The following is a 19,745-nucleotide window of genomic DNA, read 5'->3' as shown; positions in this document are numbered from 1 at the left end:
ATCACCGCATGGCCACCACCGCTCCGGACATCGTCCGCCGCCGATTGACCCCGCTCCTCGCGCCGGATCCGGTGTCCTGGGTGTGGACGGCGGCCGTGGCCCTGGTGGCCGCCGTCCTCCGGGTGCTCGGCCTCGCCACGCCCCGGGGCCAGCAGTTCGACGAGCAGCACTACGTCAAGCACGCGCAGACGATGCTCGACCGGGGCATCGAGTGGAACACCGAGAACGACTACCCCGACTTCGTCGTGCACCCGCCGCTGGGCAAATGGTGCATCGCGGCCGGGGAGGCGCTGTTCGGGCGCAACGAGTTCGGCTGGCGGTTCGCCGGGGTGGTCGCCGGGGTCGCCGCCGTCGTCGTGATCACCCGGCTGGGCCGGCGGATGTTCGGCTCCACGGTGCTCGGCTGCGCGGCCGGGCTGCTGATGGCCCTCGACGGCTTCCAGTTCGTGCTGTCCCGGTTCGCGCTGCTCGACATCTTCCTGCTCGCGTTCCTGGTCGGGTCGTTCGCCTGCCTCGTCGCCGACCGCGACCACCGCCGGGCCCGGCTGCTGGTGGCGCTGGAGACCGACGCCCGGCCCCGGTTCCACTGGTGGTGGCGGCTCGGCAGCGCGGCGCTGCTCGGCTGCGCGCTGGGCGTGAAGTGGAGCGCGGTGTTCCACGCGGTCGCGTTCGTGGTCCTGATCGTCGTCTGGGAGTACCGGGGCCGGTGGTCGGCGACCCTGCCCCGCCCCCGGATCCTCGGCCTGCTCGGGGCCGTGTCCGCGTACGCCGGCGCGACCGTCACCGTCTACCTGGCCACCTGGGCCGGCTGGTTCGCCAGCGACAACGCGTGGGACCGGCACTGGCTGCGCGACCAGGGCCGGGGGGAGTGGCCGGTGCTCGGGGCGCTGTACAACCTGTACCGGTACCACGTCGACTCGCTGACCTTCCACACCGGACTCGACAGCGGGCACCCGTACCAGTCCTGGCCGATGCAGTGGCTGCTGCTCAGCCGGCCGGTGCTGTTCGCCAGCGGGTCGGCGTCCGGCTGCGGGGCCGACCAGTGCTCCTCGGTGGTGCTGCTGCTCGGTACCCCGATCCTGTGGTGGTCCTTCCTGCCCGCCCTCGCCGCGCTCACCTGGCTCGCGATCAGCCGGCGGGACTGGCGCGCCTGGACGATCCTCGTCGGGGCGCTGGTCGGGATCGTGCCGTGGTTCGCCTTCACCACCCGCACCATGTACTACTTCTACGCCGCCCCCAGCGAGCCGTTCCTCATCCTGGCCGTCGTGTTCGTCCTCGGCGCCGTGGCCCGGCGGTGGCGGTCGGCGGGGGCGGCCGCCGTCGGCGCGTACCTGGGCCTGGTCGCCGTCTGCTTCGCGTACTTCTATCCCGTCCTGACCGGGACGCCGATCAGCAACGCCGCGTGGTGGGCCCGGATGTGGCTGGGCAGCCACTGGGTGTGACGGCCTGTCCGGTCCTTTCGGGAATGTGCCGGGCCTTGATCACCGGCCGGCCACGGTCATGGCACAGCTTGCCCCGAGGGCCTCGAACGCCTGGTCGGGAGCCGTAGCCTTCGGCGCATGTTGCTGGTCACCGGAGCTAACGGTCAACTGGGCCGACGGGTCGTCGCCCACCTCCTCACGCGGATCCCCGCCGCCGAACTCGCCGTCAGCGTGCGCGAACCCGCCGACGCCGCCGACCTGGCGGCCCTCGGGGTCTCGGTGCGCCGGGGCGACTTCGACGAGCCCGACACCCTGCCGGCCGCGTTCGCCGGGGTGCGCCGGATGCTGCTGATCTCCTCCGGCGCGAACCCGCACGCGCTGCGGTTCGCCCACCACGAGGCGGCCACGGCCGGGGCGGTCGCCGCCGGGGTGGAGAGCCTGGTCTACACGAGCCTGAGCACCGCCAGCCCGGCGAGCATCGGGGAGGTGCACCGGAAGACCGAGGCCATGATCATCGCTTCGGGGCTGCGGCACACGTTCCTGCGGCACCCGCTGTACACGGACAACTTCCTCAACGGGGTACTCGACGAGCCCGGTCTCGTCACCGCCACCGGGGACGGCCGGGTCGCCAGCGCGCTCCGCGACGACCTCGCCGAGGCGGCCGCGATCGTGCTCACCGACGAGAACCACGACCGCGACGGGTACGACCTCACCGGCCCCACCGCCTGGACCCAGGCCGAACTGGCCGCCGAACTGTCCGCCGTCGCGGGTCGGGAGTTCGCGCACGAGGCGGTCGAGCCCGGGGAGTACGCCCGGCTGCTGCGCGCCGAGGAGGTCCCCGAGGGGCTGGTGGGCGTGCTGCTGGACATCCACGCGACGATCGCCGGTGGGGGGTTCGCGGAGGTGACCGGGGAGCTGGAGAAGCTGCTCGGGCGGGCGCCGCGGACGATGGCGGAGGCGGTGCGGGCGCTGGCCTGACCGGGCCCCGGGTCGACACCCGGCTGGGCCCCGGTGCCGCCCCGGGCCGAAAACCGGCGCGGCCGGGGGTCGATACCCGGGTTACGCGCCGGTCTGGCCGTCCAGGCCGTCGAGGTACTCCGCGACCCGCCGCACCGTCTCCTCCTCGGGGATGAGTGGGCAGGTGGTGCAGTACTCGCCGGTCCACCGGGGCGTCTGGTATGTCAGGCAGCAGGTGCCGCGCCGCTTCCAGGTGACCCGGCCGCACCCGGCGGTCACGTCGATCCAGCTCACGGAGTGCCGCAGGACGGGCGGGGCGACGGAGAGGACGGCGTCGACCTCGGAACGCAGGTCGGCCGGCCCGGGGCCGAGGTCCAGGGCGCCCGGTGCTCCCGGCGCCGGGCCGCGCGCCCGCCGGGCCGCCTCCGCCCGGGACGCCACCAGCGCCGCCCCCGCGAACCGGTCGGCGGCCTCCATCCACAGTGCCCTGCGACTGCGCCGGGTCAGGGCCGAGATCCCCTCGACGACGGGGGTGAGCAGGTCCGCATAGGACGCTCCGAGCCGCGCGTGCAGCTCCGGGAGCGTGCCGACCGCCTCGGTGCCCGGGTGTCCGTACGCCGGGTCGCCGGGCAGGACGAGCAGGGTGCCGGTACCCGTCAGGGCGTCGAAGCCCTCGCCGTCGGACCGGAGCGCCACGCTGTCGGGGGCCAGGAGCAGGCCGCGCCGGTCGGCGAAGAGCAGGCCCGCGTACCCGGCGGCGAGGACCGAGAAGAACTCGCTGGCCAGCATGATGGCGGCGGCGGTGCGCGCGGGGCGGGTCCGGCAGCCGCCGCACGCGGTCCGGGCCCGGTCGAGCAGGTCGGCCAGGGACTCCGGGGTGAGCAGCGTGCCGAGCGGGACCAGGTCCGGGGCGTCGGGCGGCAGGGTCTGGTAGAAACCGCTGAGGGCCCAGGCGCGGGTGAGCGCGTCGGCCACGTCGAGCCGGGGCGCACCCATCACGACGGTCACGGCCACCTCCTTAAGGTGAGGCTACCCTAAGGGTCCCCGTCGGCGGGAGAGTGTGAACGACCACGTGTCCGTTTCCACGACGTGACCGGCGCGTGGACGACGACCTGCCCGGTGCGCCCCCGCCGGTGCGGGCACGGAGCGGCCGGACTGGTAGGAAAGTGTTCCAATCCGGCACCGCGCCTGTTCGGGCCACGTCCACGGCCCGGGAATCCGCCGCGAAACGGTTGTGCGACCGGGGACGGTCGGGCCACAGTGGGACGTGATCACCGTCCGCAGGTTCCGCCCGGCCGACGCGCCGACCGTCTGGGCGCTGAACAACGTGCCCCCTCTCGGGGCGACGGCCGACGACTCCGTCCCCCTGGCGCTGCCGCCCGAGAGCACCCCGCCGGTCGCGTTCCCCGACCTCGGCGACATCGCCGGCTCCTTCCTGGAGTTCCTCGTGGTCGAGACCGACGGCCACCTCGTCGGCATGGGCGGCCTCAAACCCCGGAGCGACACCCACGCGGAGGTACTGCGGGTCCGCGTCCACCCGGCCGTCCGCCGCCGAGGGGTCGGCCGGGCGCTGCTGGCCGCGCTGGAGGACCGCGCCGCCGAACTGGGCTTCCGGGGCATGTTCCTCGACACGACGACCAACCAGCCCGAGGTGGTCGCGTTCTACCGGGGCCTGGGCTACACCGAGGCCGGCCGTTCGACGTTCCCGCACTGGACCCTCGTCTACTTCACGAAGGAACTCTGACCCCGGCGGATCCGGGCCCCCGAGCGGGCCGGGCTGGGAGAATGGAGCCGGCGTGGCGTACCCGGATCGGGGAGGTTGTCGTGGGTGAGCGGGAGAACCGGCGGATCCTGGAACGGCTGTTCGGCGGCGACGGGATCATGGCCCTGTCCGCCGAGGACGAGTACGAGGTCCGCGCCGAGGACTACGTGATGGACATGCCGCAGTCCGGCGAGCGGATCGTGGGCCGGGACGCGATGCGGGAGATGCAGGAGGCGTACCCGGCCCCGCCGAGCATCCGGATCCGCCGGATCGTCGGCGACGGGGACCTCTTCGTGATGGAGGCCGTCAGCGACTACGGCGGCGACATCTTCCACGTGTCGAACATCGTGGAGTTCCGCGACGGCCGGATCGTCCGCGAGACGCGCTACTACGCGGCCCCGTTCCCGGCCCCGGACTGGCGGGCCCGTTGGACCACGCGGATGGACGGCGCCGACACCTGACGTGCTCTCCCGTGCCGGGCCGGCGGGCGGCGGGCCCGGCACGGGAGTGGTCATGCCCCGGACGACCCGTCCGGGGGCGGGCGGTCCCCGGCGCCCGCGAGGCGCCCGGCAGGGCTGGCGGTCAACGGCGACCGGTGGGGCTACAGGACCGTGTCGAGGGCCGTGACCAGGTCGGCGATGATGTCGGCCGGGTCCTCCAGCCCCACGGACACCCGCAGCAGCGACGGATGCGGCCGGGCGTCGGCGGCCACCGGCCGGTGGGTGAGCGCCGCCGGGTGCTGGATCAGGGTGTCCACCCCGCCCAGCGACACGGCGTGCGTGATCATCGAGCAGGCGGAGGCGACCCGCACGGCGGCGTCGTAGCCACCCTGGACCGAGAACGCGAGCACCCCGCCCGGGCCGGACATCTGCCGGCCGACGAGGGCCTGCGGGTCGCGGAGGCCGGGGTAGTACACCTCGGAGACCGCGCGGTGCGCCGTCAGCGCGTCGGCGAGCTTGACCGCGGCGTCCTGCTGGGCGCGGACCCGGATCGGCAGCGTCTGGAGCCCCCGGTGCAGCAGGTACCCGGCGAGGGGGTGCAGCAGCCCGCCGGTGAGCGCGCGCACCGACCGCAGCCGGGCCGCCCACTCGGCGGAGCAGGCCACCACGCCGCCGATCACGTCGCCGTGCCCGCCGAGGTACTTGGTCGCCGAGTGCAGCACCAGCGTCGCCCCGTGCAGGACGGGCCGCTGGAGCACCGGGGTCGCGAACGTGTTGTCGACCAGCACCGGCACGTCCCCGGCCGCCTCGACGACCCGGGCGATGTCGATCAGGTCGAGGGTCGGGTTCCCGGGGGTCTCCAGGATCACCAGGCCGGTGTCGGGGCCGATCGCGCCGGCCACCTCGTGCGGGAGCGCCCAGGTCACCGTGGTGCCGAGCATGCCGAGGGCGAGGACGTGGTCGGTGCCGCCGTACAGGGGGCGGACGGCGACGATGTTGCGCCTGCCCTCGGCGGCGGTGGCCAGCAGGCACGCGGTGAGCCCGGCCATCCCGGAGCCGAACGCGACCGCCTCGGCGGTACCCTCCATGCCGGCGAGGGCCTCCTCGAACCGGGCGACGGTCGGGTTCCACAGCCGCTGGTAGACCAGGCTGCCGCCGTCGACGGGCCGGCCGCCGGTCGCGAGGGCCTCGTACGAGTCGCCGCCGAGTTCGACGTCCGGCAGCGGGTACGTGGTGCTCAGGTCGATCGGCGGCACGTGCACGCCGAGGGCGGCGAGGTCCGCGCGGCCGCCGTGCACGGCCAGGGTGTCGAGGCTGGTCATACCCCGAAGAATGAAGAATCAAAGGAAGAAGCGCAATCCATTGGTACTTAATTCTGATGGTTGCGTGTCTGTGCTTTTGATCTGCGGAATCAGGGGTGCATGATGGGGTCATGCCGAAGGATCTTCGCCTCGACGACACCGACCGCAGGATCGTCACCCTGCTCGCCCAGGACGGCCGGATGTCCAACGCCGCCCTGGCCGAGGCGTGCGGGATCGCCCAGTCCACCTGCCTGACCCGGCTGCGCGCGCTCCGCGACTCCGGGGTGATCCGGGGCTTCCACGCCGAGGTCGACCTGGCCGCCCTGGGCTACGCGCTCCAGGCCCTGGTGTCCGTGCGGCTCGCCGGGCACGGCCGCGACCAGGTGGACCGGTTCCGCGCGCTCGCCACGGAGCTGCCGGGCGTGCTCGCGGTCTACCACGTGACCGGGCAGACCGACTACCTGTTGCACGTCGCCGTGCCGGACGCCGACGCGCTGCGCGACTTCGTGCTCGACCACCTGGTGACCCGGTCGTCGATCGCGCACGCCGAGACGAGCCTGATCTTCGAGCACATCCGGGGCGTGGGGATCACGGCCGGCTGACCGGGACGGCGCGGGTCCGTGCCGTCGGCCGTCTCCGGGCCGCAGGCCGCGCCGCCGGGTCCGCTGACCGGCGCGTGGGCGGCCGCCCTACAGGGTGCCCGCCGCCAGCGCCCGCAGCGTCTCCATGGAACGCTGCGCCTGGTCGTACGGCACGAACAGGTGGTCGTGGTAGTAACCGGCGACGACGTTGCACGGGATGCTCTCGGCGGCCAGGGCCGTGGCGACGGCGGCGGTCAGCCCGATCGCGTCCAGCGCCGAGTGCACGGTGAGCGTGATCCACGCGGTCACGAGGTCGTACTCCAGGTGGTGGGTGTCGGCCTCCGCCCGGCTCAGCACCAGCGTCGTGCCGTCGTCCTCGGTGACCGTCACGACCGGGTGCACGTCGGCGGGCGCCTTGCCGGGCACGCTGACGAACACGTAGCGGCCCGGGTGCAGCTCCGGCTCCAGCTCACTGAGCAGGCGGGACAGGTCGCGTTCTCCGATCATCCGGTCAGAATAGGACCGGCCCCGCCGCCGGGCGAAGGAGATCGCGGAGCCGTGTGCGATCGGTCACGGAGAATCCGCCGGACGGACCGGCCGCGAATCGGAGTCCCGGTCCGAAAACGGTCAACACGGACGGGCCGGGGCCGCCGCGACACCCGGCCCGGCTGGTCCCGCCGCAATGCCCGGATCCGCCGGTTCCACCGCGACACCCGGCCCGGACGGGGCCGCCGTGCGGAACACCCAGCCGCGCAGCAGGAGGAACCGCAGGACCGTGGCCGTCAGGTTCGCGGCGACCAGGACACCCAGCTCGACCGCCCTCGGCGGCGTCCCGGTGGCCGCGTGCAGCCCGGCCAGGGCCCCGCCCGTCACCGCCAGGCACACCAGGAACACCGCGAACCCCTGCGCCTGGTGCCGGGCCGCGTTCCGCATCCCCGAGATCCCGAACGTCAGCCGCCGGTTCGCGGCCGTGTTCGCCACGGCGGTCACGCCCAGGGCCACCAGGTTCGCTGCCTGCGCGCCGAGCCCGACCCGCAGCAGCGCGTACAGCGCCAGGTACGCGCACGTGCTGGCCGCGCCGACGGCCGCGAACCGGACCAGCTGCCGGGCCAGCCCGACCGGCAACGCGGCCTCCAGCGGCGCGCGCCCCAGCCGGGCCCGCAGCTCCCCGAGCGGCAGCGATCCCATGTGCCGCACCAGCCGGACGATGCCCGCCAGGTCGGCCCGCGCGGTGGCCACGATGTCCACCCGACTGTCGGGGTCGTCGACCCAGTCGACCGGTACCTCGTGGATCCGCAGGTCGGACCGTTCCGCCAGCACCAGCAGTTCCGTGTCGAAGAACCAGCCGGTGTCCTCGACCAGCGGCAGCAGCTCGCGGGCCGCGTCGCGCCGGATCGCCTTGAACCCGCACTGCGCGTCGGAGAACCCGATGGCGAGCGTCCCGCGCAGCAGCAGGTTGTACGCCCGGGAGAGGAACTCCCGCCTCGGTCCCCGCACCACCCGCGCGCCCCGGGACAGCCGGCTGCCGACCGCAAGGTCCGAGTGCCCCGACAGCAGCGGCGCGACCAGGGGCGGCAGGGCGGCCAGGTCGGTGGACAGGTCGACGTCCATGTAGACGAGCACCGGGGCCTCGGCGGCGAGCCAGACCTGCTTGAGCGCCCGGCCCCGCCCCTTCGCCTCGATCCGGACGTAGTGGACGCCCAGCTCGGCGCGGAGGGCGGCGGCCACGTCCGGGGTGCGGTCGGTGCTCGCGTTGTCGGCGACCGTGATCCGGCACGGGTAGGGGAACGTGGCCGCGAGGAAGGCGTGCAGGCGGCGGACGCACGGGCCGAGGTCGTCCTCCTCGTTGTACACCGGGATCACGACGTCGAGAACGGCGGCAGCGGTGAGCATCGTCATCCGTCGACGGTCCCGTCCGCGACTGTGCCGGGATTGTGCCGACCCTGTGCGAGACCTATGAAACCCCCTTTTCCGGGTACTCCCGGGCCACTGGCAACGCCCCGGGCGCACGGAGGGGAGGTGCCGGGGCCCGGGTGGGCGGTGGCACCTCCCCTGGAGGGTGGCGTGGTCAGCGGGCGGTCAGGTCGTACACCTGGGTGCCGTCCACTGTGGTGGCGGTGAACGTCGTGGTGACCCAGGCGGCGATCTCCCGGGACGCGCTGCTGCCGCCCATCGGGCCGCCCATGCCGCCGCCCGTGCCCGCGCCGAGGAAGTAGTGGATCCGGCCGGCGGCGACGTACGCCTGGAACTGCGCCAGGGTCGGGGCCGGGTCGCTGCCGTTGAAGCCGCCGACGGCCATCACGGGCCGCCGCGTCGCCAACTGGTACGCCGCCGCGTTGTTGGCCCCCACGGCGGCGGCCGTCCAGGTGTACCGGTCCGCGTCCGCTGCGAGGAGCCTCACCAGCGCGGCGCCCGGCTCGCGCGCGCCGAGCAGGCCACCCGTGCCGCCCCGCCCGCCGGGTCCGGCCGAGCCGCCGCCGGGTGCTCCGGCCGCTCCGCCGGGAACGCCGCCATCCGGGCCGGTGCCTCCGGGGACGCCGGTGCCGCCGGGTTGACCGGTACCGCGCTGCCCCGTTCCACCGGGCTCCGTGCCGCCCGGCTGTCCGGTGCCGCGCTGACCCGCTCCGCCCGGTTGGCCAGTGCCGCCGGTGCCGTCTCCGGGGAAGCCCGCGCCGCCGCGACCATCGCCGGTGCCGCGCGTGCCGGGCCCGTTGGTCCCGCCCGGGCCACCGGTCCCACCCGGGCCACCGCCGGGGAAGCCACCCGATCCGCCCCGGCCCCCGGACACCGCCGGCCCGGCCGTCACGATCGCCCCGGTGTGCGGGGTCGCGACGGTGTCGAGCGCGTACGCGGCCGGCCCGGCGAGGACCGCGACCAGCCCCGCGACGGCGGCCGGCAGCACGAGCCGCGCCCCGATCCGCGCGCCCCGGCCCCGCGCCCTCGGTTCAGCCATCGCATCATTCCGATCCTGAACGGTCGCGCCAGGGCCGCCGTACTCCCCGGCTCCGGGGTTGTCCGCGTCAGGTCCGGGCTGACGGCCGTCGGGCAACGGGCCGCCGGATGTCAGGCCGTCCGCGCAGGCGTACCCGTCTGGTGTTTCTGGTTGTGGGCCGGCCCCGGTCGGGGTGGGCAGGACGCGGATGTCGCTGGTGGGGGCCGGTGCGGTGCGGGGGCGGAGCGGGCCGAGGGTCAGGAGGGCCGAGGCGGCCAGGGCCAGGGCGGAGCCGACGCCCAGGGCCAGGACGGCCGGCCGGAGCCAGGGCAGGAACGTGGCGCTCCGGCCCAGCAGGACGGCCGCCCACCAGGCCGTGCCGCCCACGCCCACGGCCGCCACCGCCAGCGCCCACCACGAGGACCTGCGCGCCCAGAGCACGGCCGCGCCCATCCCGACCAGCGCGGCGACGGCCGGCGCGAGGGCCACCGTGTAGTACTGGTGGAAAATGCCCTGCATGGCGCTGAACACGACGCCGGTCACCAGCAGCCAGCCGCCCCAGACGACGAAGCCGGCCCGCGCCGGGCGGTCCCGCCAGGTCACCGCGAGCCCGACCGCGAGCAACAGCAGGGCCAGCGGGAGCAGCCACCCGATCTGGCCGCCGATGTCGGTGCCGAACATCCGGTCCCAGCCGGTGTCGCCCCAGCCGCGCCCCGCCCCGCCGCCCACGCTCCCGGTCTCCTCCCCGGTGAGCCGCCCGAGCCCGTTGTAGCCGAGCGTGAGCTCCAGGACGCTGTTGTCCTGCGACCCGCCGATGTACGGGCGCGAGGAGGCCGGCCACAGTTCCACGGCGAGTACCCACCAGCCGGCGGACACCACGAGGGCCGCCCCGGCGAGCAGCAGCTGGCCGAGTCGCCGCCAGATCCGGCCCGGGGCGGCGAGGAGGTGGGCGAGCGCGAGGGCGGGCAGTACCAGGAGAGCCTGGAGCATCTTGGTGAGGAAGCCGAAGCCGACGAACGTGCCGGCCGCCACGAGCCACCAGGTGGAGCCGCGTTCGACGGCGCGGACGGTGGCGTAGGCGGCGAGGACCATGAGCAGCACGAGGAGCGCGTCGGGGTTGTTGAAGCGGAACATCAGCGCCGCGACCGGGGTGAGCGCCAGGACGGCCCCGGCGACGAGCCCGGCCAGTTCCCCGGAGTTCCACCATGGGCGCCGGGCCACGGGAGGCTCGTCCGTTGGGGCGGCGCGCGGCACGTCGTCGCCCGGCGCGGAAGCTCCGGGTGCGGCAGCGGGCCCAGCGGCTCCTGAGGTGTCGGCGCCCGGGGCCAGGGTGCGGAAGGAGCGGCGGACGGTGGCGTGGACGGCGGCGACCGTGCCGACGCCGAGGAGCGCCTGGGGGACCAGGATGCTCCACGCGCTGAGCCCGAACAGCCGCACCGACAGCCCCATCAGCCACAGCGAGGCCGGCGGCTTGTCCACGGTGATCGCGTTGGCCGAGTCCAGCGAGCCGAAGAACCACGCCTTCCAGGACTGGGAGCCGGCCTGGGCGGCGGCGGAGTAGAACGCGTTGGCCCAGCCGGAGGCGCCGAGGCCCCACAGGTACAGCGCGGCGGTGCCGAGCAGCAGGACGAGCAGCGGCCACCGGGTTCGCAGGAGTCTCATCCCGCCACCCTGGCGGGGGCGGCTATGCCGGGCTTGTGGTCGGACTGTGCGCCGGCTGTGAAGGGAGCCGGACCGTGAACGCGGTCCGGCCCGGGGCACTGGTCACCTCGACCGTGCCCTGGTGCGCGGCGACGACGGCGGCCACGATGGCCAGCCCCAGTCCGGTGCTGCCGGCCGCCCGGGACCGGGAACTGTCGCCGCGCGCGAACCGCTCGAACACCTCCAGCCCCTCGGGGATGCCGGGCCCGTCGTCGACGACGGTGAGCGTGATCCCGTTGGCCGTGGAGGCAGGTGTGGGGCCGGCGGCCCGGCCGGGTGGTGGAGTCGGTCCCAGGACCGGTGGCGTGTCGGGTCCCGGTGTCCCGTGCGTCGCCCGGTCGGGCGGGTTCCCCCGGGTGAGGGTCGTGGTCACCCGGGTGCCTGGTGGGGTGTGGGTGCGCGCGTTGGACAGCAGGTTCGCGAGGACCTGGTGCAGGCGCGCGCCGTCGCCGGTGACCACGATGGACTCCGGCGGCAGGTCCAGCGCCCAGACGTGCCCGGGGGCGGCGATCCGCGCGTCGTTGACGGCGTCGACCACGAGCCGGGACAGGTCGACCTGCCCGGTGGCGAGGTCGCGGCCGGCGTCGAGGCGGGCCAGCAGCAGCAGGTCGTCCACGAGCGTCGTCATCCGGGCGCTCTCGGACTCGACCCGGCTCAGCGCGTACGCGATGTCCTCGGGGACCTGGTCGCGGCCCCGGCGGGTCAGCTCGGCGTACCCGCGGATGGCGGCGAGCGGGGTGCGCAGCTCGTGGCTGGCGTCGGCGACGAAGTGCCGGACCCGGGTCTCGCTGGCGTGCCGGGCGGCCAGGGCGGTGCCGACGTGGTCGAGCATCCGGTTCAGGGCGGCGCCGACCTGGCCGACCTCGGTCCGCGGGTCGGTGTCGGCGTCCGGTACCCGTTCGGACAGGGCCACCTCGCCCCGGTCGAGGGGCAGTTCGGCGACCCGGCCGGCGGTGGCGGCGACCCGGCGCAGGGGGCGCAGGGCGAGCCGGACGATGCCGGTACCGGCGAGCGCGGCGGCCACCAGCACCGCCACGGCCACGGCGCTCTCGAACGCGACGAGCCACCACACGGTCGCGTCGACGGCGGACAGCGGCAGCCCGGTGACCACGGTCCCGCCGGTGCGGACGGGCTCGGCGATCAGCCGGTACCCGCCGAGGTCGCGCAGGTCGCCGTCGTGCGGCCGGTCGTCGGCGGCGACCCCCGCGAACGGGGCCCGCTGGTCGGCGGGGATGGCCCTGACCGTCCCGTCGGCCTCCAGCACCCCGGCGACCGTGACCTGGCCGTCGACCACCCGGGCGCCGACGGTGCCGATCTGTTGGCCGGGACCGAGGAGGAACTCCAGCCCGGCGGGCGCCGGCCGGGACGGGTCCTGCGGCGGGGGCCGGCCGGCCTGGGAGGCGGAGCGGTGCCCGGCGGCGACGAGCTGCTGGTCGACCTGGGCGACGAGGAACCGGCGCAGGGCGAGCGTGGTGGTCGCCCCGACGACGAGGCAGGCGACGGCGAGCAGCACCATCAGGCCGGCGAGCAGCCGGGCCCGCAACGACCAGGCGCGCGGCGGGGCCAGCGCCGACCGGGGCCGGGGCGGAGCCGGCGGCGGCGCGGACCCGGGTGGGCTCGGCGGCGACCCGGACCCGGGCGGGGCCGGCGGGCCGGCCAGCGGCGCGCGGGCCCGCCACCAGGTCCTAGTCGGCCGGCTTGAGGACATATCCCGCCCCGCGCATCGTGTGGATCATCGGCGGCCGGCCGGCGTCGACCTTCTTCCGCAGGTACGAGATGTACAACTCGACCACGTTGGCCTGGCCGCCGAAGTCGTAGTTCCACACCCGGTCGAGGATCTGGGACTTCGACAGCACCCGGCGCGGGTTGCGCATCAGATACCGGAGCAGTTCGAACTCGGTGGCGGTCAGCACGATCTCCTCACCCGCCCGGCGGACCTCCCGGCAGTCCTCGTCCAGGGTCAGGTCGCCGACGGTGAGCAGCGCCTCGGAGCGCGCCGTGTGCAGGAGCGCCCGGCGGAGCAGGGCCCGGACCCGGGCCACGACCTCCTCCAGGCTGAACGGCTTGGTCACGTAGTCGTCGCCCCCGGCCGTCAGGCCCGCGACCCGGTCCTCGACGGCGTCGCGCGCTGTCAGGAAAAGTACAGGAATATCTGGTTTGTCGTTCCGGAGCCGGCGGAGCACCTCCAGGCCGTCGAGGTCCGGCAGCATCATGTCGAGGACCACCGCGTCGGGGCGGAACTCCCGGGCCAGCCGGACGGCCGTCGCGCCGTCGGGGGCCGAGCGGACCTGCCAGCCCTCGTAGCGCAGGGCCAGGGTGAGCAGGTCGGCGAGGGTGGGTTCGTCGTCGACGACCAGGACCCGGGGCGGTTCGCCGTCGGGGCGGCGCGGGTCGGCTGCGGTCATACGGGCATTGTGCCCACAGGCACTGTGCCCCCGCTGTGCGAAACCTGTGAACGGGCTGTGTCCGGCACCGGGCGGGGCCGCGTCAGACCGATCCGCGCCGGGCCGATCCGCGCCGGGCCGTGTCGGGCCGTCGACCCGCCGGGCTCGAAGAGCGTCAGACCAGGCCTTTCAGGTACGCGTCCGGGCGCGCCATGAACCGCGACCAGTGGTCCACCAGCTCCAGGTCCCGCCACGCCCGTGGCCGGATCCCGTGCCTGCCCACCTCCAGCACGGTCGCCCCCGGGTACGCCGCCACCAGGGGCGAGTGCGTCGCGCAGATCACCTGCGCCCCCTCCTCGACCAGCAGCGAGAACTGGGCCAGCAGCCGCAGGCACGAACTGAACGACAGCCCGTCCTCCGGCTCGTCGAGCAGGTAGAGCCCCACGTCCGTGAACCGCCCGTCGAGGACCTGGAGCACGCTCTCGCCGTGCGAGACGACCTCGGGGGTCGCGTACCCCATCTTCACGAACTGCTCGTAGGCGGTCTCGGCGCGCAGGAAGAAGCCCTTCGCGCGCCGGCCGAGCATCCGGCTGCCCGCCTTCGTGCGCGCGAGCCGCATCCGCTGGCCGAGGACGCCGGGCAGGTCGTCCTGCGCGTACTTGCGGCCGGCGTGCCCGGTGCGCCCGTCCAGCCCGTACGCCTCCGCGATGCCCTCCAGGACCGTGGACTTGCCGGACCCGTTCTCCCCGACCAGGAACGTGACCGGCTGGTCGAACGTCAGGCCCTCGCGGAAGATCTGGGCCACCGCCGGGACGGTCATCGGCCACTGCCGGGCGGCGAGCGGGGGCTCGGCGTCCGGGAAGTCGGGAATCGACACGCCCTCGATGATCACCGGACCATCGTTCCAGGTGGGGGGTCGTGCGGGGGAGTGAGAAACCCCTCAGCGCGCCGGGTACCCGCTCAGCGTGACCGCCCCGCGAAGGGCCTCAGGGCGCCGGACGGTACAGGTCGTGCAGGTCGCGCTGGTGGACGAAGCCCGCCGACAGGTACAGCGCCACGGCCGCACGGTTGTCGCCCGGGGTCGCCACGGCCACCGCCGACGCGCCGCGCTCCGCGAGGGCCGCGCAGACCGCGTGGACCGCCGCCCGGCCGTACCCCTGGCCCCGGTGGTCGGGGTGCGCGCCGACCGGTTCGAGGATCGCGCACCGGCCGGCGCCGGCGAACCAGCCCGTCGCGGCGGCGGCCGCCTCCCCGTCCGGCGTCCGGACCAGCGCCTCCACGGCGAACGGCCCGGCGACGGAGTCCTTCATCAGCCGCCAGCGCTCGACGGTGAACGTGGAACCCTCGAAGGCGGCCCGCTGCACGGCCACCCGGTCGGCGGCGTCGGCCTCCGCCACCGGGCGCGCGCCCGCCGGCCGGGGCGGGGCGGGGGACAGCGGGTGCACGAGCAGCGGCCACGGGGCGTCGCGTTCGTCCAGCCAGCCCCGGGAGACCAGGGCGGCGCGCAGGGCGGTGCCGTCGGCGGCGTCGCACCAGGCCTCGGCGTCGCCGAGCAGCAGACCGATGTCGTCGGCGAGCGCATCGACCAGCCCGGAGTCGGCGGGCGCACGGTCCAGCCCGGCGGCGTCGGGCGCGCCGACCAGCTCCGGATCGGCGGGCGGGCCGTCCACCTCCATGCCGGCGGAGGCCGGGGCACGGCGGGCCGGGGCCGCGTCCGGGCGCAGGGCGAGCCGCAGCACCGGACCGTCCAGGAAGCCGGCCGCGACCGGCTCCCGCACCCCGTCGGTGACCGCCGTCCACAGCAGCAGCCGCCCGGCGCACTCCTCCGCGTCGAACCGGAGGAACCAGCCCACGTCGCCCAGGTGCAGCCCGTCGGCGAGGGTCCCGACCGGGGTCCACGCGGCGAGCGCGTCGAGGAGGTCGGCGGCGTCGTCCCGGGCCACCACGGTACGGAGGAGAGTCGTCACAGCCGGACTGTACGAGAGCGGCCCCCCGGCCGTCGCCCGGATTTCACCAAACATAGATGTACCTGAAAGTCATGGCTCGATAGCGTGCCCGTCATGCGACGCCTCCTCCCCGTGCTGCTGCTCGCCACCGTGCTGGCCGCCCCCGCCCCCGCCGCCGCCCAGGTCTCCGATCTCGCCCTCGCCCAGCGCTGGGCCCCCGTGCACTACCAGGACACCGACTCCACCGACCACGACGCCGACTACCTGTCCGCCGTGGACTTCGACGGCAACTGGAACGGCCTCGACAACTGGGAGCACCAGCCGACGTCCCCCCTGCTGGGCACGGTCTCCTACTCCGTGGTGGAGACCTCCACCCACTGGTTCGTCGGGTACGGCTTCTTCCACCCCCGCGACTGGTGCGACTCGGTTCTGTGCGGCTCGCACGAGAACGACATGGAGGGCCTCGTGCTGTCGGTCCGCCGCGACGGCAGCACCTACGGCAAGCTGGAGGGCATGGTGACGGTCGCGCACAGCGACTTCTACTCGTTCACGCCCGCCGGCAGCCCCTACGTCGACGGCCGCGAGTCCATCGACGGCCCGGTCATCCTGCAGTCCTACGGCGGCCAGTCCCGGCCCACCACCCGGCAGGAGGCCAAGGGCCACGGCCTGAAGGCGTGGGACGGCGCGGCCTTCCCGGGCGGCGACGGCGTCGTCTACTTCCCGTCGGGCGTCGCCGAGACCCCCTCGAACGGCAACGACCGCTCCGTCGGCTACAAGCTGGTGGACGTGTTCGCGGCCGGCGGCCTGTGGGCGCGGCGGAACAACGCGGAGACGTTCGCGTCGTTCGGCACGTTCCGGGGCGACAACGGCAAGGCCAACGCCGCCAACGCGCCCTGGGGCTGGGACGACCAGAACGACGGCTCCGACCTGCAACGCGGCCTGCTGGCCACCGACCCGGCCCGCCTCGTCGCGGCCTACTTCAACGGCGAGGGCACCTTCAGCCTGGCCTACACCCGCAACGCCTACCTCTGACCCACCCCCAGATCAAGGACCGCTCTCCGGGTACTGGCGGGGGGCGGTCCGATCTTCGCGCGGCCGTGGCCGGAGGTTCGCCGAACGCTCGTCCGGCGGACGCCCGCGGCCCCCACCGGGCCGTCGTCCGGCCCTGATACTTCCTGGATGACCGACCACTCACCCCCGACCGGGGTCACCGGCACGGCGCACCGGGTCCGGGCGGGGCTGCGCGGCGCCGTCGTGGGGCTGATCGCGCCGGTCGTGGCCGGCGCCGGGGCGTTCGGCTTCGGTCACCTGGCCGCCGCGACGTTCGACCGGTGCGATCCGCACGTGTTCTGTCTCGAGGGACTGGTGCCGGGCCTGCTGGCCGTCCCGGTCCTGTTGGCCCTGACCGGTCCGCTGGCGGCGTGGGCGTTGCGGCTGCGCGCGCCGTTGTTGTTCGCCCTGCCCACGGTGGTCCTGCTCCTGCTGACGTGCTGCGGCTCCGCCCTGAGCGCGGACGACGGGACTGTGCCGGACGAGGTCCTCTGGGGACTGATCCTTCCCCTCTTCGTGTCGATGTACCCGGCGATCGGTGTCTGGTCCGCCAGCTGGCCCAGGGCCGAGCCGTGGCCGGCCACCTCCCGCCCGCTGCCCCCGGTCGAACGGCCGGACCCGCCGGACTGAACCGGCACCCGTGGCCGGGTCCGCGCCGGTGGTCGGTGTGCCGGCGGCGCGACCAGGCCGGGAGACGGGCCCCGACGGGTGTTCCGTGGTCCGCGCGGGCGCCGCCGCGCCGGTACCCGGAAAAGGGTCCGTGGTTCTAGGGGAGTTCGATGTTCAGGTGGGTGCGGAAGGCGGTGGTGCCCGCCGGGGTGATCCGCAGCGCCCGGCCCCCGCCGGCCCGCTCCACCCAGTGCCGGTCCAGGGCCGCAGCGCACAGGGCCGCGCCGACAGTGCCCGCCAGATGGGTACGCCGCTCCGTCCAGTCCAGGCACGACCGCACCAGCGGGCGGCGGCCCCGGGCCGGGGCGGGGGCGATGCCGAGCCGGTCCAGCCAGGCCACCCCGGCCGGGGTGACCGCGAGCCCCGCGTCGTCGGCGACCAGCCCGTCGCGGACCATCGCGTCGGCCACCGCCACGCCCAGGTGGCCGGCCAGGTGGTCGTAGCAGGTCCGGGCGCGCGCCTCGGCCCGGCGCCGGTTGGACTCGCGCAACGACCGGGCCGGGGGCGGCGCGCCGAACGACGACAGGTCCTCGATCAGGGCGGCGACCTCGGGGCCGGCCAGCCGCACGTACCGGTGCCGGCCCTGGCGCTCCTCCGCCAGGATCCCGCCCGCGATCAGCCGGGACAGGTGCCCGCTGGCCGTGGACGGCGCGACCTTCGCGAGTTTCGCCAGCTCACCGGCCGTCCACGCCCGGCCGTCGAGGAGGGCCACGCAGATCGTGGCGCGGGTCCGGTCGGCGAGGAGTCCGGCGAGTTCGGCGAGCGACATGCCTCCATCATGCCCCCCGGCACAGTTCGGCGCGCGCCGAAGCGTTCCGGCCCTACGGTGATGGGCATGACCACGTTCCACCGGTACGCCGACGTCACCGCCGCCCTCGCCGACCCGCGCCTCGTCCCGGTACCCGCCGGGCCCGGCCGCCCCGGCACCATGGCCTGGCTCCGCGCGACCGTGGCCCGGTTCAGCGCCGGCGACGCGCACGCCCGCCGCAGGGCGCTCCTGGAGTCCGACCTGTCGGCGCTGGACCCGGCGGCGCTCCGCACCGCCGCCGCCACGGCCCCCGGCGACCCCCGGCACGCGGTCCTGCGCACCCTGGCCGCCGCCCTGGGCCTCGCCGAACCGGACGCGGTCGCCGAGGCGGTGACGGTCGCGGCGGGCACGTACTTCGGCGGCGAGGATCCGGCGGCGGACGCGGCCGTGGCCTGGCTCCTGCCCCGGATGACCCGGCCCGGGTCGGGGGCGCCCGACGGGCCCGGGGGTGGTGCGGGTGGGCCCGGGGGCGCCGGTGGCCAGGACGTGAACCACCCGGCCGGAGAGGGCGACCTCCCCGGTGACCCGGTCCCGACCGGAGGGACGGCCGACGCCGACACGCTGGAGGTCGCCGCCAACCGGATCGGCCTGCTCATCCAGGCGTGCGACGCCACCGCCGGCCTGATCGCCAACGCCCGCCGCACCGGCACCGGGACCCGGTCAGCCGACGGGAGCGGCCCGCACGTCGGCGTCGACGACCTGCTCCGGGAGACCCTGCGGCACGACCCGCCCGTTCCCGTGACGCGCCGGGTCGCGGCGGCCGACACGGAGATCGGCGGCGTCCCGGTCCCGGCCGGCACCCCGGTCACCCTCGACATCGCGGCGGCCAACCGCGACCCGGCACTGTTCGCCGACCCCGACACGTTCGACCCCGCCCGCCGGGGCCCCGACCCGCTCACCTTCGGCGGCGCCCCCCGGGTCTGCCCGGCCCGGGCCCACGCCCTGGCCCTGGCCGCCGGGGTGCTGGAGGGCGCCCGCACACCTTCCGAGAGGACCCCGTCATGACGCGTTTCGCCGACCTGCACCGCACCGGTACGCCGCTGCTGCTGCCCAACGCCTGGGACCACGCGTCCGCCGCCGCCCTGGCCGGACTGGGCTTCGCCGCCATCGCCACCACCAGCCTCGGGGTGGCCGCCGCCGCCGGACTGCCCGACGGCACGGCCGCCACCCGGGAGCAGACCCTGGCCCTGGCCCGCAGGCTCGGCGGGGGACCGTACCTGCTCAGCGTGGACGCCGAGGGCGGGTTCAGCGACGACCCGGCGGAGGTGGCCGAGCTGGCCCGCGCGCTCGCCGACGCCGGGGCGGTCGGGATCAACCTGGAGGACGGCCGCGCCGACGGCAGCCTCGCGCCCACCCGGACGCACGCCGCGAAGATCGCCGCCGTGAAGGCCGCCGCGCCGGACCTGTTCGTCAACGCCCGCACCGACACGTACTGGCTGGGCGTCGGGGCGGGCGTCGGCGGCCGGGACACCGAGACCCGGGCCCGGCTGGACGCGTACCGCGAGGCCGGCGCCGACGGGGTGTTCGTCCCCGGCCTGTCCGGGCCGGACGACATCGCGGCGCTGGTCGCGGGGCTGGACGTACCCCTCAATGTGTTGTTCTCCCCGACCGGCCCGACCGTCGCGCAGCTCGGCGACCTGGGCGTGTCCCGGGTGAGCCTCGGTTCGCTGCTGTTCCGGGTGGCGTTGGGCGCGGCGCTGGACGCGGCGGCGGCGGTCCGGGCGGGCGAACCGGTCCCGGGGCCGGTCCGGGGCTACGCGGAGATCCAGAGCCTGAGCTCCTGAACCGGCCGG

Annotated in this window: 19 protein-coding genes; 9 read left to right on the top strand and 10 right to left on the bottom strand. The window is 75.3% G+C overall.

Features of this window, described 5'->3' with window-relative positions:
* Positions 1-8: 8 nt before the first annotated feature.
* Together AB0M43_RS13425 and AB0M43_RS13420 are read left to right on the top strand one after the other, a co-directional pair.
* Positions 9-1,442 (top strand): phospholipid carrier-dependent glycosyltransferase, encoded by a 1,434-nt coding sequence (locus AB0M43_RS13425; protein ID WP_363724205.1) that lies wholly within the window; start codon positions 9-11, stop codon positions 1,440-1,442.
* Between the two features lie 117 nt (positions 1,443-1,559).
* Positions 1,560-2,399: an NAD(P)H-binding protein gene (locus tag AB0M43_RS13420; RefSeq protein ID WP_363724203.1), complete on the top strand. Its 840-nt coding sequence runs from the start codon at positions 1,560-1,562 to the stop codon at positions 2,397-2,399.
* An 81-nt stretch (positions 2,400-2,480) separates the two neighbouring features.
* Here AB0M43_RS13420 and AB0M43_RS13415 read toward each other — a convergent pair whose 3' ends face one another.
* Positions 2,481-3,386 carry a (2Fe-2S)-binding protein gene (locus AB0M43_RS13415; RefSeq protein ID WP_363724202.1) on the bottom strand — a complete coding sequence of 302 codons (906 nt, stop codon included), beginning with the start codon at positions 3,384-3,386 and terminating at the stop codon, positions 2,481-2,483.
* Between the two features lie 259 nt (positions 3,387-3,645).
* Between AB0M43_RS13415 and AB0M43_RS13410 the strand changes: the two genes are divergently transcribed.
* Together AB0M43_RS13410 and AB0M43_RS13405 are read left to right on the top strand one after the other, a co-directional pair.
* Positions 3,646-4,122: a GNAT family N-acetyltransferase gene (locus AB0M43_RS13410; protein WP_363724199.1), complete on the top strand. Its 477-nt coding sequence runs from the start codon at positions 3,646-3,648 to the stop codon at positions 4,120-4,122.
* An 80-nt stretch (positions 4,123-4,202) separates the two neighbouring features.
* Positions 4,203-4,601 carry a nuclear transport factor 2 family protein gene (locus AB0M43_RS13405; RefSeq protein ID WP_363724197.1) on the top strand — a complete coding sequence of 133 codons (399 nt, stop codon included), beginning with the start codon at positions 4,203-4,205 and terminating at the stop codon, positions 4,599-4,601.
* Positions 4,602-4,741: 140 nt separating this feature from the next.
* On the opposite strand, the gene AB0M43_RS13400 is transcribed toward AB0M43_RS13405, so the two are convergent.
* Entirely contained in the window at positions 4,742-5,902 is a 1,161-nt protein-coding gene (locus AB0M43_RS13400; RefSeq protein WP_363724195.1) for an aminotransferase class I/II-fold pyridoxal phosphate-dependent enzyme, read from the bottom strand.
* 110 nt (positions 5,903-6,012) lie between these two features.
* Between AB0M43_RS13400 and AB0M43_RS13395 the strand changes: the two genes are divergently transcribed.
* On the top strand, positions 6,013-6,483 hold the full coding sequence (locus AB0M43_RS13395) for an Lrp/AsnC family transcriptional regulator (RefSeq protein WP_363724193.1): 471 nt from the start codon (positions 6,013-6,015) through the stop codon (positions 6,481-6,483).
* 87 nt (positions 6,484-6,570) lie between these two features.
* Here AB0M43_RS13395 and AB0M43_RS13390 read toward each other — a convergent pair whose 3' ends face one another.
* The 7 genes from AB0M43_RS13390 to AB0M43_RS13360 form a co-directional block, all read right to left on the bottom strand.
* Positions 6,571-6,969, bottom strand: coding sequence for an ACT domain-containing protein (locus AB0M43_RS13390; RefSeq protein ID WP_363724192.1), 399 nt, complete (start codon positions 6,967-6,969; stop codon positions 6,571-6,573).
* Between the two features lie 120 nt (positions 6,970-7,089).
* Positions 7,090-8,361 carry a bifunctional glycosyltransferase family 2/GtrA family protein gene (locus AB0M43_RS13385; protein ID WP_363724191.1) on the bottom strand — a complete coding sequence of 424 codons (1,272 nt, stop codon included), beginning with the start codon at positions 8,359-8,361 and terminating at the stop codon, positions 7,090-7,092.
* Positions 8,362-8,530: 169 nt separating this feature from the next.
* Positions 8,531-11,056 (bottom strand): glycosyltransferase family 39 protein, encoded by a 2,526-nt coding sequence (locus tag AB0M43_RS13380; protein WP_363724189.1) that lies wholly within the window; start codon positions 11,054-11,056, stop codon positions 8,531-8,533.
* 22 nt (positions 11,057-11,078) lie between these two features.
* A complete protein-coding gene (locus AB0M43_RS13375) occupies positions 11,079-12,611 on the bottom strand; it encodes a HAMP domain-containing sensor histidine kinase (RefSeq protein WP_363724570.1) in 1,533 nt (510 codons plus the stop codon).
* A 169-nt stretch (positions 12,612-12,780) separates the two neighbouring features.
* Positions 12,781-13,500 carry a response regulator transcription factor gene (locus tag AB0M43_RS13370; protein ID WP_363724187.1) on the bottom strand — a complete coding sequence of 240 codons (720 nt, stop codon included), beginning with the start codon at positions 13,498-13,500 and terminating at the stop codon, positions 12,781-12,783.
* Positions 13,501-13,654: 154 nt separating this feature from the next.
* Positions 13,655-14,356 (bottom strand): AAA family ATPase, encoded by a 702-nt coding sequence (locus AB0M43_RS13365; RefSeq protein ID WP_363724185.1) that lies wholly within the window; start codon positions 14,354-14,356, stop codon positions 13,655-13,657.
* A gap of 109 nt (positions 14,357-14,465) precedes the next feature.
* On the bottom strand, positions 14,466-15,446 hold the full coding sequence (locus tag AB0M43_RS13360; RefSeq protein WP_363724183.1) for a GNAT family N-acetyltransferase: 981 nt from the start codon (positions 15,444-15,446) through the stop codon (positions 14,466-14,468).
* 93 nt (positions 15,447-15,539) lie between these two features.
* On the opposite strand from AB0M43_RS13360, the gene AB0M43_RS13355 reads away from it, so the two are divergent.
* Together AB0M43_RS13355 and AB0M43_RS13350 are read left to right on the top strand one after the other, a co-directional pair.
* Positions 15,540-16,457: a hypothetical protein gene (locus AB0M43_RS13355; protein ID WP_363724181.1), complete on the top strand. Its 918-nt coding sequence runs from the start codon at positions 15,540-15,542 to the stop codon at positions 16,455-16,457.
* A gap of 147 nt (positions 16,458-16,604) precedes the next feature.
* Positions 16,605-17,105: a hypothetical protein gene (locus AB0M43_RS13350; RefSeq protein ID WP_363724179.1), complete on the top strand. Its 501-nt coding sequence runs from the start codon at positions 16,605-16,607 to the stop codon at positions 17,103-17,105.
* A 136-nt stretch (positions 17,106-17,241) separates the two neighbouring features.
* Here AB0M43_RS13350 and AB0M43_RS13345 read toward each other — a convergent pair whose 3' ends face one another.
* Entirely contained in the window at positions 17,242-17,913 is a 672-nt protein-coding gene (locus AB0M43_RS13345) for a winged helix-turn-helix domain-containing protein (RefSeq protein ID WP_363724177.1), read from the bottom strand.
* A gap of 66 nt (positions 17,914-17,979) precedes the next feature.
* Between AB0M43_RS13345 and AB0M43_RS13340 the strand changes: the two genes are divergently transcribed.
* Together AB0M43_RS13340 and AB0M43_RS13335 are read left to right on the top strand one after the other, a co-directional pair.
* A complete protein-coding gene (locus AB0M43_RS13340) occupies positions 17,980-18,957 on the top strand; it encodes a cytochrome P450 (RefSeq protein ID WP_363724175.1) in 978 nt (325 codons plus the stop codon).
* Entirely contained in the window at positions 18,954-19,736 is a 783-nt protein-coding gene (locus AB0M43_RS13335) for an isocitrate lyase/phosphoenolpyruvate mutase family protein (protein WP_363724173.1), read from the top strand. Before AB0M43_RS13340 ends, AB0M43_RS13335 begins: the two co-directional genes overlap by 4 nt.
* Positions 19,737-19,745: the final 9 nt, after the last annotated feature.

The sequence above is a fragment of the Longispora sp. NPDC051575 genome, assembly GCF_040681875.1.
Taxonomy (GTDB): Bacteria; Actinomycetota; Actinomycetes; order Mycobacteriales; family Micromonosporaceae; genus Longispora.
This window is presented reverse-complemented; position numbering and strand designations above follow the sequence as displayed.

Bases quoted from the DNA above. Each gene is read 5' to 3' on its own strand.
- AB0M43_RS13370 (WP_363724187.1), bottom strand. From the start codon at position 13,500: ATGACCGCAGCCGACCCGCGCCGCCCCGACGGCGAACCGCCCCGGGTC.
- AB0M43_RS13375 (WP_363724570.1), bottom strand. From the start codon at position 12,611: ATGGTGCTGCTCGCCGTCGCCTGCCTCGTCGTCGGGGCGACCACCACG.
- AB0M43_RS13425 (WP_363724205.1), top strand. From the start codon at position 9: ATGGCCACCACCGCTCCGGACATCGTCCGCCGCCGATTGACCCCGCTC.
- AB0M43_RS13340 (WP_363724175.1), top strand. From the start codon at position 17,980: ATGACCACGTTCCACCGGTACGCCGACGTCACCGCCGCCCTCGCCGAC.
- AB0M43_RS13355 (WP_363724181.1), top strand. From the start codon at position 15,540: ATGCGACGCCTCCTCCCCGTGCTGCTGCTCGCCACCGTGCTGGCCGCC.
- AB0M43_RS13390 (WP_363724192.1), bottom strand. From the start codon at position 6,969: ATGATCGGAGAACGCGACCTGTCCCGCCTGCTCAGTGAGCTGGAGCCG.
- AB0M43_RS13400 (WP_363724195.1), bottom strand. From the start codon at position 5,902: ATGACCAGCCTCGACACCCTGGCCGTGCACGGCGGCCGCGCGGACCTC.
- AB0M43_RS13350 (WP_363724179.1), top strand. From the start codon at position 16,605: ATGACCGACCACTCACCCCCGACCGGGGTCACCGGCACGGCGCACCGG.
- AB0M43_RS13345 (WP_363724177.1), bottom strand. From the start codon at position 17,913: ATGTCGCTCGCCGAACTCGCCGGACTCCTCGCCGACCGGACCCGCGCC.
- AB0M43_RS13385 (WP_363724191.1), bottom strand. From the start codon at position 8,361: ATGACGATGCTCACCGCTGCCGCCGTTCTCGACGTCGTGATCCCGGTG.
- AB0M43_RS13420 (WP_363724203.1), top strand. From the start codon at position 1,560: ATGTTGCTGGTCACCGGAGCTAACGGTCAACTGGGCCGACGGGTCGTC.
- AB0M43_RS13335 (WP_363724173.1), top strand. From the start codon at position 18,954: ATGACGCGTTTCGCCGACCTGCACCGCACCGGTACGCCGCTGCTGCTG.
- AB0M43_RS13395 (WP_363724193.1), top strand. From the start codon at position 6,013: ATGCCGAAGGATCTTCGCCTCGACGACACCGACCGCAGGATCGTCACC.
- AB0M43_RS13380 (WP_363724189.1), bottom strand. From the start codon at position 11,056: ATGAGACTCCTGCGAACCCGGTGGCCGCTGCTCGTCCTGCTGCTCGGC.